Below are 13,518 nucleotides of genomic sequence, written 5' to 3'. Positions count from 1 at the left end.
CACGATAGCTGGCGGCCCGTCAGATGTCAGCACCGCCTCCGCCCGAGCGGATCAGTCCTCTGCCCCGCCCGCCACCACCAGCCGCCGCAGATGCTCGGAGATCTCCTCACGGGCCTCGCCCGGCAACCCGGCATCCGTCACCAACGTGTCGACCTGCTCCAGTGCCGCGAACGAGCTCAGCCCCACCACACCCCACTTGGTGTGGTCGGCGACCACCACGACCCGCCGCGCCGACTGCACCAGGCGTCGGTTGGTCTCGGCCTCGGCGAGGTTCGGCGTGGACAGGCCGGCCTCGACCGATATCCCGTGCACTCCGAGGAACAGCACGTCGAAGTGGAGCGCCCCGATCGCCTGGTCGGCCACCGGTCCCACCAGCGAGTCGGACGGCGTGCGCACCCCACCGGTCAGCACCACCGTGGCCGCACCCTGCCGGGGACCCGAGGTGCGCTGCGCCGCGTGGAAGACATCGGCCACCCGCACCGAATTGGTCACGACCGTCAGGTCCGGCACATCGAGGAGATGGTGCGCCAGCGCGTACGTCGTCGTACCGCCCGACAGCGCGATCGCCGTACCCGGCGCGACCAGGTCGGCCGCCGAGCGCGCGATGTCCTCCTTGGCCGTGAGCTCCAGACCCGACTTGGCCTCGAACCCGGGCTCGTGCGTGCTCGCCTCGACCACCGGCACCGCACCGCCGTGCACCTTTTCCAGCACACCCTGCCGGGCCAGTGCGTCCAGATCGCGTCGCACGGTCATGTCCGACACGCCGAGCTTGCGCGTCAGCTCGTTGACGCGGACCCCGCCCCGGCGCCGTACCTCGTCCAGGATCAGGGCGCGCCGCTGCTCCGCGAGGAGGTTCTGATTCTCACTCACGTACGCTCCGGTCCTTTCGCCACGTGCAGTCCGACACGCCCTGCGCACCCTCTCCGACAAGGACATTCTTCCCGGCCCCGGTGCGCGGACGTCCCATCCTCGCACGGCTTTGTGCCGGTGGCGCCACCGACCGTCACGACGCGGTCATGCCACCCGTGCCCCATGCCCTCCCCGCTTGTCACACGTATCGGGGAGATTCCGTGAGAACAGGTGTACACCACCGCGCGGGCGGAGATCCTGGAGGCCGCACAGACACAAGCCGACGGCTCGTCACGGGGGAAGTGCGAACAGTGGAACGCGCGCAGGAACGTGCCTCTACCGACGGTCCCGACCAGCGGACCGAGGAATCCGGAATCGCCCTGGAACTGCTGGTCCACGGGGTGGGCGGCACCACGCCGCAGGAGATGCTCAATGATCCGCGCACGGTGCGGATCACCGGCGACGACACCGCGGCCGTCTTCCGGCGCGCCGACGACGTCGACGCCGAGAACAGACCGCAGGAATACCGCAGCCGCCCGGTGCAGGAGGCGTATGTCTGGTGCAACCTCACCTCCGGCAACAGCGCCCGCGCGCTGTGGCTCCTGCTGCTGCCGTTCATGGTCGTCAACCTCGCCCACTGGATGCGCCCCACCGCGCGTGGCCATGAGCGCACGGTGCGTTTCTACGGGCTGCTGGTGCGGCTCGCCGGCCTGACCCTCACCGTGCTGCTGGTCGCCGCGGCCTGCGAGGTCGCCCTGGACCTGGCGGCCTGGCAGTGCGCGGGCACGCGCGCGTGCGCGGAGCGTCACTCCTGGCTGGGCTTCCTGTCGCCCGACGTCTCGCGGGACGGCTGGTGGAGCCGCCCCGGCCGCCGCCTCGCCGTCGCGGCCGTCGTCCCCACCGCCCTGACCACGCTGCTCTGGTACCTCTCCCGACGCACCTGGAGCGCGTACGAGTCCGCCCAGCCGCTCTCGCACCGGCCCGAGCCCGACGAGGACACCGGCCGCACCTCGCTCGGCCGCCCCGGCTTCTGGTACGGCCGCCGACTGGTCGCCCGCCTGCGCGCCGCCCACACCGCGGCCGGCCTGCTGACGGTCGCCGCCGCCCTCACCTCGGCAGCGGCCCGCTTCGACCGGGCTCCCGGCGGCCCTGCCCTCCTCGACACCCTGGGCCGGCTCCTCTTCGCCTCGCTCGCCGTCACGGCCGCCGTCGCGGTGTGGGTGGTCTGCCGCCGCGGACGCAGCGAGAACCGCCTGGACCAGGAGCTCGACGAGCATCTCGTACGACGCCTGCCGCTGGCCGCCCTGATCCTGCTGCTGCTCGCCGCCGGGTACGCGGGCTGGGCGCGCCCCGGATGGCAGTCGGACGGCCGGCTGCTCGGCGGGGGCACCACCTTCGGCAGCATCGCCCTGGCCCAGGGCGCCCTCGTGATCGCCCTCGCCGTCGTCGCCCGCGTCCTGTACCGCACCCACCCCGACCCACGCGCGGCGATGCGGGGCCTGTCCGGCCCGGCCGTCGCGATGCTGGCCTGCGCGCTGGGTGGCGTGATGTCCGGCGGCGTCTCCCAGCGGGTCTCCGACTGGCTCGACGGCACCGGCACCTCCATCGCCGGTCCGCCCGTCCTGCTGACCTGGCAGTCGTCCGTGATCCCGGTACTCCTCCTCGTCCTGCTGGTGCTGTGCGCCGGGCTCGGCCGTAGCGCCTGGCGACTGCGCCGCGCCGAACTGGGCGAGGTGGACCTCGGCCATCCCGGCGAGCCCAAGGACATCGCCCGTACCCGCGCCATCGCCACCACGCGCGCGCTGGCCACCCTGACCGACCGCGCGCCCCTCGTCGTCGCCGTGACCTCCGTGACGACTCTGCTCCTGGGCGCGGGTGCCGTCGTCGGCGCGAAGTTCACCGAACAGGCCCCGGGACCGGCCGCCCGGCACGCCCAGGCCTTACTGCACGGCGCCGCGCAGACCGCACAGGCGCTGGGGTCCTGGCTGATCGGCGTGGGCTTCCTTCTCTTCGTCACCTGGGGCCGGCGCGCCTACAAGGACGCCTCCGCCCGGCGCACCATCGGCATCCTGTGGGACGTCGGCACCTTCTGGCCGCGCGCCGCCCACCCCTTCGCCCCGCCCTGCTACGCCGAGCGCGCGGTGCCCGACCTGACCTGGCGGATGGCCACCTGGACCCGTGCCACCGGCGGCCGCCTCGTCATCTCGGGACACTCCCAGGGCAGCGTCCTCGCCGCCGCGGCGGCCTGGCAGCTGCGGCCGTCGGTCCGCAAGCGGGTCGCCCTGCTGACCTACGGCTCCCCGCTCGAGCGCCTCTACGGCCGCTGGTTCCCGGCCCACTTCGGCCCGGCCGCGCTCAGCTCCCTGCACCACGAGGTCGACTGCTGGCGCAACCTGTACCGGCTCACCGACCCCATCGGCGGCCCGGTGCGGCTGTCCGGCGAATGCGGCCCGGAGGTGGACCGGGGCCCGCTGAAGGACCCCCTCGCCTACGGCCGCACCCCACAGCACCCGCTGCCCGCGCCGATCCTGGGCCACGGCGACTACCAGGCCGACCCGGCCTTCGCCGAGGAGCGGGAACGGCTGCTCGCGCGGCTGCGCCCGGAGGTCCCGGCACCCCGCCCTCAGGGCGAGTCGGGCAGGTCCTCCGCGTAGAGCAGCGTCAGGTCGTCCGTGCTCGGCTCGGCGACCTGGGCGACCCGGCCGGCGTGCCGCTCGACCATCGCCTCGAAGGTCTGGCGGGCGGTACGGCCGTTGCCGAACGCCGGGCCCTTCGGGAGCGCCGTGAAGTACTTCAGCAGCGCCTCCGCGGTACCGTCCGCCAGGCTGTACTCGTGCTCCTCGGCCTGCTGCTCGACGATTCGCAGCAGTTCCTCCGAGTTGTAGTCGCTGAAGGTGATGGTCCGTGAGAAGCGGGACGCCACACCGGGGTTGACCGAAAGGAACCGTTCCATCTCGGCCGTGTAACCCGCGACGATCACCACCACGGCGTCCCGGTGGTCCTCCATCAGCTTGACCAGCGTGTCGATGGCCTCCTTGCCGAAGTCCCGGCCCGAGTCCTCCGGCGACAGCGCGTACGCCTCGTCGACGAACAGCACCCCGCCGCGCGCCTTGTCGAAGGCCTCCTGGGTGCGGATCGCGGTCGAGCCGATGTGCTCGCCGACCAGATCGACGCGGGACACCTCGACGAGATGACCCTTCTCCAGCACACCGAGAGAGGCGAGGATCTCGCCGTAGAGTCGGGCGACCGTCGTCTTGCCGGTGCCCGGGGAGCCCGTGAAGACCAGGTGCCGCTTGACCGAGGCCGCCTTCAGGCCGGCCTGCTGCCTGCGCCGGCCCACCTCGATCATGTCGGTCAGCGCACGCACCTCGCGCTTGACACTCTCCAGGCCGACCAGCGCGTCGAGTTCACCGAGCACGGCCGTCGAGGTCCGCGCCGGCTGCTCCGGCTCGGCGGCGGGGACGAGCGGCTCCTGCTCGGTGGTGCGCTGCCCCGGAATGGCGCCCAGCAGGCCGGGCGACTGGTGCGCCGTCTGTACGGCGGCCTCCCGCTCCGCGGGCGGGCGGACACCTCCGCCGCTCTCGTCGCTGGTGCAGTCCTCCACGACGGGCCCGGTGCCGGGCGCCGCGTCCGGACCGACCTCGGCGAACTCGTATCCGCCCCGTGCGCACCGCTCCGTACGGCACTTCTTCAGCGTCGTACGGCAGCCGTCGATCACATGGAAGCCGTAGCCGCCGCTGCCGGTCACCCGGCAGTTCAGGAAGCTGCCCCGGCCGCCCGCGGACACGTAGAAGCCGGCCTCGGCGGGCGAGTCGACCGTGCACCGCTCGATGGTCGGATCGGCGCCCTTGGTGACGATCACTCCGGTCTGGGTGCCGTCCACGCTGCAGTTGTTGAGGGTGCCGCCGCTGCCGTGGTCGCGGAACCACGCGCCCGTCGCGGCGTCCCGGATGCGGCAGTCGTCGAGCTGGGCGGTGGCGCCGTCGCTCACCGACACGGCCGTGTTGCGCACCTGGGAGAGGTCGCTGTCGACGACGTCCGCGCGCGAGCCGCGGTCCAGGACGAACAGCGCGTCCGGCACGTCGTGCACCCGGCAGGACTCCAGCACCGCGGTGGCGCCGTCGCTGACCCACACCGCCGGGTAGTCGCCGGTGCTGTCGAAGATCTCGCACTGGTTGGCGTCCACGCGGGTGCCCGGGTCCCACACCGACAGGCCGTTGCGCCCGAACTGACGCACCGTCGTCCGCGTCAGCGTCAGCACCGAACGCGAGCGCAGGTCGACCGCGTTCTCCGGGATGTCGTGGATACGGCAGTCCGCGAGCGTCAGCACCGCGTCCGTGTCGAGTGTGATGCCGTCGGCCGTGGTGCGGTGCACATCGCAGTCGGTGAGGTGGGCGGTGGCGCGGCCGGTGACCTGGACGCCGCTGCCGCGGACCTCGTACACCTCACAACCCACCGCCTCCAGCGCGGAGTTCTCACCCGTGGCCGTCAGACCCGAGCCCGAGGCGTGGTGGATGCGGCAGCGCTCCAGGCGCGGGTGCGCGCCGCCGCGGACCGCGACACCCGCCTGGCCGGCCGCGACCACCTCGCACTCCTCGAACACCCCGCTCCCGCCGTCGAGTACGGCGATGCCGATGCCCGCCGGATTGTCGACGGTGCAGCGCCGCACGGTCGGACGCGCACCGCCGCGCACCTCGATCCCCGCGGCGGACCGCGTCACGATCCGCACGTCCAGGAGCTCCGGCGTGCCCTCCTCCACCAGCAGCGCGGGCGCCGCGGCGTCCTGGCCCTCCACATGCAGGTCCTGGACCACCGCCGAAGCGCGCACGGTCAGCGGCACCCCGTCCACGGGCGCGATCCGCACCGAGCCGGGGGAGCCCTCCGGGCCCCGCAGGGTCACCGCCCGCTGCACGACGAGGTTCTCCCGGTAGGTGCCGGGTGCGACGGTGAGGACGTCACCGTCGGCCGCGGCCTCCAGGGCGGCGGCGAGCGACGCGTACTCACCTGTGCGGCGCCGCCAGCGCGATGTGCCGGTGTGCGTCACCTGGACCGTGCCCTGTGCCATGGCGTTGCTGTGCCCCCACCTCGTAGTACGCGGGTTTGTGCTTGCCGAGGAACCTCGGTCGGTCCACCGTAGCGTGCGCGCGGGGGGTGGGTTGACCAGAGCCGGAAGGCCGTCAGCTGCCGGTGCCGGTGCGGCCCCAGTCCGGGCCCGCACGGTCCCAGGCCTGGTCCCAACGGGCGTACCGGCGACGGACCATGCGCCAGACGATCATTCTCCGGGCGCCCTCCACAGCGCCCGTGGTGAGCAGGGCGGCACCGAACCCGGCGAGCACCGCGTGCGTCGTCGCCGTCGCGGAGTCCAGCGGACGGGCCACCGGGCGGCCGTGGGTGTCGGTCCATATCTTGAAGTGGTCGCCGTGATGAGGGGACTTGAGGGCCGCGAGAGCTGTGGCGTGGTGTGCCGTGCCGTCCGGTGCGGTCCAGTCGGCGAGCACGCGGCTGCGCAGATCCCGCGAGGAGGACGTCTCGGGGTCGGTGTCGAGCGGGGAGCGGTCCAGCTTGCGCACCACGGTGGCCGTCACCAGATGGCGGGCCGTGCGCTGTTCCTGGACCGACTGCTGCAGGGCGCCCTGGGCGACCCGGCCGACGAGGGAGCCGACGACGGGCGCGGCGATCAGGATCAGCAGCAGGGCGACCAGTGCCACCCAGGCCTCGACCAGATCGCTCGTGCGGCGCAGCGGATTGTGCCGCCAGCGCCAGAGTCCGCTGATTGCTCGCACTGTCCCGCACCCCCCTTCCCGCTCCGTGATAACCCCTGGTCGAGTCGTCCACGCGCGGGCCGGGTCAAAGAGAGAGCGAAATCACCTGCGACCGGGGCCTCTCATGGACTTCTCACGAAAACCCAACGCGCAGGCCCCCGGCCCTGGTTCCCGTCCCGCGGGCCTTGACCGGATCTTTCTGCGAAGCCGGTGGCCGGACCGGCTACTCGAGGACCGTCACCGGATCGCCGACCCGGATCGTGCCGGGGCCGAGAGGCACCAGGTTCTGGCCGAAGACCAGCTTGCCGTCGATGCGGCGGTGGCGCCCCAGCGTCTGCAGGGGCTCCTTGCCCCGCGCGGCCGAGAACTGGTCGGTGGTCGTCACGACGCAGCGCCCGCACATCTTCGCGACCCGGAAGGTGACCTCCCCGACGGCGATGCGGGACCAGCCGTCCTCGGCCCAGGCGGCGGTGCCGGCCACGACCACGTTCGGCCGGAAACGGTTCATCGGCAAGGGACCCTCGGCCGGATGGGCGCCTTGGGCGATCAGGGAGTTGAGGGCGTCGAGCGAACCGACCGTGGTGACCAGCAGCGGATAGCCGTCCGCGAACGTCACCGTCTCGCCCGGCCGCGCGAACTCGGGATCGACGGGTCGACGCGTGGACGGATCGTCCATGTGCACGAGCCGCGTCCTGGCGCCGAGGAACTCGCTGCACCATGCGTGCGCGGCCGGGCTCTCCGCGAGCACGCCCTCGACCTTGTCGCGGAAGATCTCCACCGGCACCGTGCCGACCGGCCGCGGAACCGGCACGCTCAGGGAGCCCATGCCCGGCGCGGACAGACGAATGCCGCCGCCGGGCAGGAGCTCGGCGGCGGCCAGCGCGAGGCGCGGTTGCTGACGCTGTGTGACGACCTTTCCCCCGTCGTCGATCAGCACCCAACGCCGGTCTCCGGCCAGCCCCCAGGGCTCCACGACGGCCTCCCGAAGCGCGACGCTCCGGAACGCCTTGACCGGATGGACGTGAATCGACCGCAGCAGCGCTTTCCCCATGGAGTCATCGTGCCAGGTGGCACCGACAGCGGGGGAGGAGGGCTCAGTAGCCGCGGTACTGCTGCTGGTTGTTGTACGGATCCTGGTACGGAGCCGGAGCGGGGCGGGGAGCCGCCGGACGCATCGCCTCGTAACCGGTGCCGCCCGCCATCGGGCGCTGCGGCTGAGGCTGCTGCGGACCCGGGTAGCCCCGCGGCGCGGTGGCTTGCTGCGGGATGTACGCCGCGGGCGCCTGCTGCAGCGGTGAGGGCTGCTGCGCCTGCGGATAGCCGTAGGAGGACTGGGACGGGCCGGCCGGAAGGGCGGGCAGAGCCGATGGCAGCGCGGGCAGGTTGCTGACCGGCATGTCGTAGGCGGCGGGGACTCGGATCGGAGCGATCTGAGGGGTACCCCGCTCGGCGACGAGCCTGTCGTAGATCGGGGTGTCCGGGAAGGCGGAGTAGTAGCCACCGCCATAAGTGGAGCGGGGGGAGGTCATGGCACATAAGTTAAGCCCACGATGTGCTGGTTGGGGAGACCGATAAGAGGGTTGTTTTCCGTGTCGGCAGTGACGCGGGATCCCCAATGCGAGCGAACTCGGCAAAATAGGGCGGCGCGCCAGGTTGTGATCCTGTAAAGCCCGAGTTCCGGGAGGGTTACCGGCGGGTTGGGCCGTCGCTCGGCTGTGCCTCGCATGGGAGTTCGCTGTCCTGAGGAATAGGTTGTGGGAGTGGAGAACTCCAAGGGCGGTTGCCGGGGCACTGGCAGGCTCGCCGACACGTGATGGGGGCGGACATGTCAATGCCGAAAGGATCGAATACTCCGGTGCCGACAACGGCGCTGCGGGTGGAATTGGGCTGGCGTTCCGGACCTGGCGTGCCCGACGCGGACGCCTCGGCGCTCCTGCTGGTGGGCGGCAAGGTCCGCTCCGACGGCGACTTCGTCTTCTACAACCAGCCGGTGCACTCCTCCGGCGCGGTCCGGCACGAGGGCAAGCGGGACGCCGGCGGCCGGATCACCGACACACTGATCGTCGACCTCGCGCGCGTGGAGCCCGCGATCGAGACGATCGTCCTTGCCGCGTCGGCCGACGGCGGCACGTTCGGACAGGTCGCGGATCTCTATGTCGAGGTGCGCGACGCCGCGCAGAACACCGTGGCCGCCCGTTTCGACAGCACCGGTGCGAGCGTGGAAACCGCTTTCGTACTCGGCGAGTTCTACCGTCGACAGGGCGCCTGGAAATTCCGCGCCGTCGGCCAGGGCTACAGCAGCGGACTCGAGGGCCTCGCCGCGGACTTCGGCATCACGGTGGACGAACCGCAGCACACCGCGCCTCCGCCCCCGTCCACGGCGCCCCCGGTGACGATGCCTCCGCCCGTCGCACCGCCCGTCACGATGCCGCCACCGGCCGGACCTCCCGCCCCTGTTCAGCCCCCGCCGCCTCCGACGGCCCCCGTCCGCCTGTCCAAGGTCACGCTCACCAAGGCGGCCCCGGCGGTCTCTCTCACCAAACAGGGCGGCACCTCCGGCGCGATGCGCGTGAACCTCAACTGGCAGGTTCGCAAGCAGTTCTCCGGTTGGGGCAGCAAGAGCGGCCGTGCCGTCGCCAAGCACGCCGACCTCGACCTGGACCTGTGCGCCCTGTTCGAACTCACCGACGGCAGCAAGGGAGTCGTACAGGCCCTCGGCAACGCGTTCGGCTCCCTGCACCGCCCGCCGTACATCCACCTCGACGGCGACGACCGCACCGGCGCCCTGTCGAGTGGCGAGAACCTCACCGTCAACCTCGACCACAAGAAGAGCTTCCGGCGCATCCTCGTCTTCGTGACCATCTACGAAGGCGCCCGCTCCTTCGCCGACCTGCATGCCACGGTCACCCTCCAGCCGCAGTTCGGGGCGGCGATCGACTTCTCCCTCGACGAGTGCACGGTCCCCTCCACCGTGTGCGCCCTCGCCCTGATCACCAACACCGGCGACGACCTGGTCGTCCAGCGCGAGGCCCGCTACCTGGTGCCCGAGCGCGGAGTCAGCCCGCAGCGGACCGTCGATCACGCGTACGGGTGGGGCATGAACTGGACTCCGGGACGCAAGTGAGCGCCTAGAGAGGCTGCTCGTCCACGACCGTGTCCGGGCGCGTGTAGGTGCGGCCCTTCCAGGCCGCGCCGCGCCCGCGGTAGTGCTGGACCGCCGAGTCGACCGTCATGAGGAGATAGAGGAACGCGGTGAACGGCAGCAGGGGCGCGAGCCAGAGGGGCTGCCGGTAGTAGCGGAGCATAGGGACGTACGTGCCTGTCATCACCAGCCATGCCAGTCCGCCGAGGACTGCCTCCGCCGTGCTCGCCGTGGCCGGACCGGCGATCAGGGCCGCGGGCGGCACCAGGTACACGAGCGCCAGGCCGAGGACCGTGCCGAGCAGCAGCAAGGGGTTGTGGCGCAGCTGCGCGTAGGCGCTGCGCGACACCATCCGCCACAGGTCGCGCAGCCGCGGATACGGCCGCACGCTGTCCACCTTCTCCGCCAGCCCCAGCCAGATGTGCCCGCCGCCGCCCTTCACCGTCCGTGCGAGCGCCACGTCGTCGATGACGGCGTGCCGGATGGTGTCCGGGATCCTGGCCCGCTCGGCCGTCTCCGCCCGCAGCAGGACGCAACCGCCCGCCGCGGCAGCCGTACGCGCACCCTTCTTGCCGATCCGCCGGAAGGGATAGAGCTGCGCGAAGAAATAGACGAAGGCCGGCACGACGAGCCGCTCCCACAGACTCTCCACCCGTAGCCGGGCCATCTGCGAGACGACGTCGAAGCCGCCCGTGCGCGCCGCCGCGACCAACTCCCGCAGGCTGTCCGGCTCGTGCGCGATGTCGGCGTCCGTCAGCAGCAGGAATTCGGGTCCACGCGCGCGTGCCAGAGCGATGCCGTGCCGTACGGCCCACAGCTTGCCGGTCCAGCCGGCCGGCGGTTCGCCGGGGGAGTCGACGGTGAGGGGCAGTCCGCCATGGGTGCGGGCCAGTTCGCGGGCCAGTTCGCCGGTGCCGTCCGAACTGCCGTCGTCGACCAGGAAGATCTCCGCGCGTCCCGGGTACTCCTGGGCGAGCAGGGAAGGCAGGCTCGCGGAGAGCACGGCGGCCTCGTCGCGCGCGGGGACCACGACGCACACCGGCGGCCAGGTGTCGGGGTCCTGGCGGCGCGGGAGTCTGACGTCCGTGCGCCAGAAGAAGCCCTGGCAGAGCAGCAGCCACAGCCAGGCGGCGAGGGATACGGCGGCGGTCCACGCGATGGCGCTCACTCGCGCAGTGTGCCCCACGCGACCGGCCCGGAAGGGCCCATCGTCTATCGTGGCCGGGTGAAGATCGCGCTCATGGACTCCGGAATCGGTCTGCTTCCCGCCGCCGCCGTGGCGCGCCGTCTGCGGCCCGACGCGGATCTCGTCCTGTCCTGGGACCCTGACGGGATGCCCTGGGGACCGCGCACACCGGAGGACATCACACAGCGCGCCCTGGACGTCGCCGCCGCGGCCGCCGCGCACCACCCCGACGTCCTGATCGTCGCCTGCAACACCGCGTCCGTGCACTCCCTGCCCGCGCTGCGCGCCCGTTTCGAGCCGGAGCTGCCGATCATCGGCACCGTGCCCGCGATCAAGCCCGCCGCCGCGGGCGGCGGCCCCGTGGCCATCTGGGCGACCCCCGCCACCACGGGCAGCCCCTACCAGCGCGGTCTCATCGCCGAGTTCGCCGCGGGCGTGGATGTCACCGAGGTGCCCTGCCCCGGCCTCGCGGACGCCGTGCACCACGCCGACGAGGCGGCGATCGAGGCCGCCGTCGCCGCGGCCGCCGCACGCACCCCGGGCGACATCACCACCCTCGTCCTCGGCTGCACCAACTACGAACTGGTCGCCGAGCGCATCCGGTCCGCCGTACAGCAGCCGGGCCGGCCGCCGCTCATCCTGCACGGCACCGCCGGCGCGGTGGTCGCGCAGGGGCTGCGCAGGATCGGCGCGCAGCCCGCCCCCGAGGCCCCCGCCGACGGCGGCCTCACGGTGCTGCTCAGCGGTCGCGCGGCCGAGCTGCCCGAGACGGCGCTGACGTATGAAGAGGGACGTTTCCTCAAGGCGGTCAGCGCCGCCCGGTGACCGGTGGTCACGACGAAGGCCCCTGGAACGGCGGAGTCACTCTCCGCGACTGGGTACCCCCGCTGCGAAACCTGAGTAATCTCATGGGTATGAGGGACCACCCCCACGGCGAGAGCGCCAAACAGCCCGACATCTGGACCGGCCGCGCCACCAACCGGGCCCAGTGGCTGCTGGCGCTCGGCGGTGCGGCCTTCCTGGCGCTCGGTATCGAGCTGGCCGTCGACTCGGCCTGGACCTCGGGCATCGCCCCGCTGGTGATGTCCGTCGTGGGCTGCATCGCCGCCGGGCTGCTGGTGATCTTCGGCACCCTCGCCTTCGTGCACGTGGACCTCAAGCTCGACAAGGAGTCCCTCGAGGTGCGCTGCGGCCACATCGGAGTGCCGCGTCGCCGCATCCCCCTCGACCACGTGGCCGGCGCCGAGTTCGCCCCGTACGTCACCCCGCGCCAGTGGGGCGGCTGGGGTTACCGGTGGCGGCCCGAGAAGGGCACCGCGGTCGTCGTACGCCGTGGCGAGGGCGTCGTGCTGCGGCTGTGGGACGGCCATACGTTCACGATCACGGTGGACAACGCGGAAGCCGCCGTACGGGTCATCAGGGACCGTCTGCGGCCGAGCGCGCACTGACCCGCCGCGTCACGGGGTCAGCCGGTCGCCGCGCGGTCGTGCGCGCGTCTCCTGCTCGGGCGACTCCACGGCGAGCGGCCGAGCGGTGGCCAGGCCGGCCAGGAGCCCCGCGCCGACGGACACCGCGGTGAAGCTCAGCGCGTCGCCGACCGAGGCGATGGCCGCGAGTGCCGTCAGGGCCGCTCCGGCGGTCAGCACCACCGGGGTGGGGCGCGGTGAGCGCCACAGTGTGTACAGCACCCAGCAGAAGGTCGTCCCCAGCAGCGCCACACCCATCACGCCCTGCTCGGCCGCCTGCTGCAGCAGCGCCGAGTGCGGCTTGCCGTCGGAGAGCAGCGTGTGGGCGGTCGTCGTGCTCAGCTCGCCGAAACGCCCCGGGCCCACGCCCGTCGCGGCATGGTGGTGCGCCATGCGCAGGGCGTCCTGCCACAGCTGGACGCGGTGCTGGGTGAGCTGGCCCTCCAGCGACTCGGTGAGCCCGTCGGGCAGCGCGTTCCCGGCGATCGCCCAGGTCAGGCCGGTCACCACGACCGCGCTCAGGGCCAGGCCGGCCAGGCCCGGACCCCGGCTGTGCATCCGGCCGGCGGCCAGCGAACACAGCAGCACGGCGGTGCAGGTGACGAACCCGCTGGTCGATCCGAGGACCGCCGAGGCCACCGTGATCCCGACCGCCAGCGTGCCGAGGGCGAACCGCACGGCCGGTGACCCGGTGGCCCAGGCGGCGCAGCACGCGGCGCCGACGCAGAGCGTGAGCAGGGCGGCCGTGGCCCCCGCGTGCCCGAGCGGTGCGTCGGTCTGCGGACCCGGAGCCAGCCGCGGCACGGCCACCGCCAGGCCCAGCCCGGCCAGTGCCCCCGCACATGGCGCGGCGACCGGCAGCAGCGCCCCGCAGATCCGCCCGGCGGAATAGCCGGCGGCCACGGCCAGCACCGCGAGCAGCACGCCCTCCGGACGGCCCTCCTGCAGGGTCGCCGTGATCAGCGACCAGGTGGCGCAGGCGCCCAGCACCACCACGCCCGCCGCGTCCGAAACGTTTCGTCTTTCGCTGTCCTCCCCAGGACCCGCGTCGGACGTCATCCCCGTGGAACCCACCCCGCCCCCCGAACCCGACCGAAGCCCCCCGACCTCGTA

At 72.6% G+C, this 13,518-nt stretch carries 11 protein-coding genes; 4 read left to right on the top strand and 7 right to left on the bottom strand.

What is annotated here, in order from left to right; translation table 11 throughout:
- Window positions 1-51 precede the first annotated feature (51 nt).
- Complete coding sequence (locus ACWC09_RS01520; RefSeq protein WP_450847372.1) at window positions 52-870, bottom strand: DeoR/GlpR family DNA-binding transcription regulator; 819 nt, start codon at window positions 868-870, stop codon at window positions 52-54.
- Window positions 871-1,160: 290 nt separating this feature from the next.
- Here ACWC09_RS01520 and ACWC09_RS01515 point away from each other — a divergent pair, with 290 nt between their 5' ends.
- Complete coding sequence (locus tag ACWC09_RS01515) at window positions 1,161-3,503, top strand: hypothetical protein (RefSeq protein ID WP_450847370.1); 2,343 nt, start codon at window positions 1,161-1,163, stop codon at window positions 3,501-3,503.
- Here ACWC09_RS01515 and ACWC09_RS01510 read toward each other — a convergent pair.
- From ACWC09_RS01510 to ACWC09_RS01495, 4 genes are all read right to left on the bottom strand, one after another.
- A complete protein-coding gene (locus ACWC09_RS01510) occupies window positions 3,473-5,914 on the bottom strand; it encodes a right-handed parallel beta-helix repeat-containing protein (RefSeq protein ID WP_450847369.1) in 2,442 nt (813 codons plus the stop codon). The genes ACWC09_RS01515 and ACWC09_RS01510 overlap by 31 nt on opposite strands.
- 112 nt (window positions 5,915-6,026) lie before the next feature.
- The gene (locus tag ACWC09_RS01505; RefSeq protein ID WP_450847367.1) at window positions 6,027-6,632 is read right to left on the bottom strand and encodes an Rv1733c family protein; all 606 of its coding nucleotides are present in this window, start codon (window positions 6,630-6,632) and stop codon (window positions 6,027-6,029) included.
- 202 nt (window positions 6,633-6,834) lie between these two features.
- The gene (locus tag ACWC09_RS01500; protein WP_450847365.1) at window positions 6,835-7,662 is read right to left on the bottom strand and encodes an MOSC domain-containing protein; all 828 of its coding nucleotides are present in this window, start codon (window positions 7,660-7,662) and stop codon (window positions 6,835-6,837) included.
- A 43-nt stretch (window positions 7,663-7,705) separates the two neighbouring features.
- Window positions 7,706-8,140, bottom strand: a complete 435-nt coding sequence (locus ACWC09_RS01495) for a DUF6643 family protein (protein ID WP_450847363.1) — start codon at window positions 8,138-8,140, stop codon at window positions 7,706-7,708.
- 302 nt (window positions 8,141-8,442) lie between these two features.
- Between ACWC09_RS01495 and ACWC09_RS01490 the strand changes: the two genes are divergently transcribed.
- Window positions 8,443-9,735 carry a TerD family protein gene (locus tag ACWC09_RS01490; protein WP_450847361.1) on the top strand — a complete coding sequence of 431 codons (1,293 nt, stop codon included), beginning with the start codon at window positions 8,443-8,445 and terminating at the stop codon, window positions 9,733-9,735.
- Window positions 9,736-9,739: 4 nt separating this feature from the next.
- Here ACWC09_RS01490 and ACWC09_RS01485 read toward each other — a convergent pair whose 3' ends face one another.
- Complete coding sequence (locus ACWC09_RS01485) at window positions 9,740-10,939, bottom strand: glycosyltransferase (protein WP_450847359.1); 1,200 nt, start codon at window positions 10,937-10,939, stop codon at window positions 9,740-9,742.
- Window positions 10,940-10,978: 39 nt separating this feature from the next.
- Here ACWC09_RS01485 and ACWC09_RS01480 point away from each other — a divergent pair, with 39 nt between their 5' ends.
- Entirely contained in the window at window positions 10,979-11,764 is a 786-nt protein-coding gene (locus tag ACWC09_RS01480) for a glutamate racemase (protein WP_450847357.1), read from the top strand.
- Between the two features lie 89 nt (window positions 11,765-11,853).
- Window positions 11,854-12,387, top strand: a complete 534-nt coding sequence (locus ACWC09_RS01475; protein WP_450847356.1) for a hypothetical protein — start codon at window positions 11,854-11,856, stop codon at window positions 12,385-12,387.
- A 9-nt stretch (window positions 12,388-12,396) separates the two neighbouring features.
- Here the strand turns inward: ACWC09_RS01475 and ACWC09_RS01470 are convergent, their stop codons facing one another.
- Complete coding sequence (locus ACWC09_RS01470; protein ID WP_450847354.1) at window positions 12,397-13,464, bottom strand: O-antigen ligase family protein; 1,068 nt, start codon at window positions 13,462-13,464, stop codon at window positions 12,397-12,399.
- Window positions 13,465-13,518 lie beyond the last annotated feature (54 nt).

The organism is Streptomyces sp. NPDC001617 (genome assembly GCF_053596855.1).
This window is presented reverse-complemented; position numbering and strand designations above follow the sequence as displayed.

Bases quoted from the DNA above. Each gene is read 5' to 3' on its own strand.
- ACWC09_RS01475 (WP_450847356.1), top strand. From the start codon at position 11,854: ATGAGGGACCACCCCCACGGCGAGAGCGCCAAACAGCCCGACATCTGG.
- ACWC09_RS01500 (WP_450847365.1), bottom strand. From the start codon at position 7,662: ATGGGGAAAGCGCTGCTGCGGTCGATTCACGTCCATCCGGTCAAGGCG.
- ACWC09_RS01495 (WP_450847363.1), bottom strand. From the start codon at position 8,140: ATGACCTCCCCCCGCTCCACTTATGGCGGTGGCTACTACTCCGCCTTC.
- ACWC09_RS01510 (WP_450847369.1), bottom strand. From the start codon at position 5,914: ATGGCACAGGGCACGGTCCAGGTGACGCACACCGGCACATCGCGCTGG.
- ACWC09_RS01470 (WP_450847354.1), bottom strand. From the start codon at position 13,464: ATGACGTCCGACGCGGGTCCTGGGGAGGACAGCGAAAGACGAAACGTT.
- ACWC09_RS01490 (WP_450847361.1), top strand. From the start codon at position 8,443: ATGCCGAAAGGATCGAATACTCCGGTGCCGACAACGGCGCTGCGGGTG.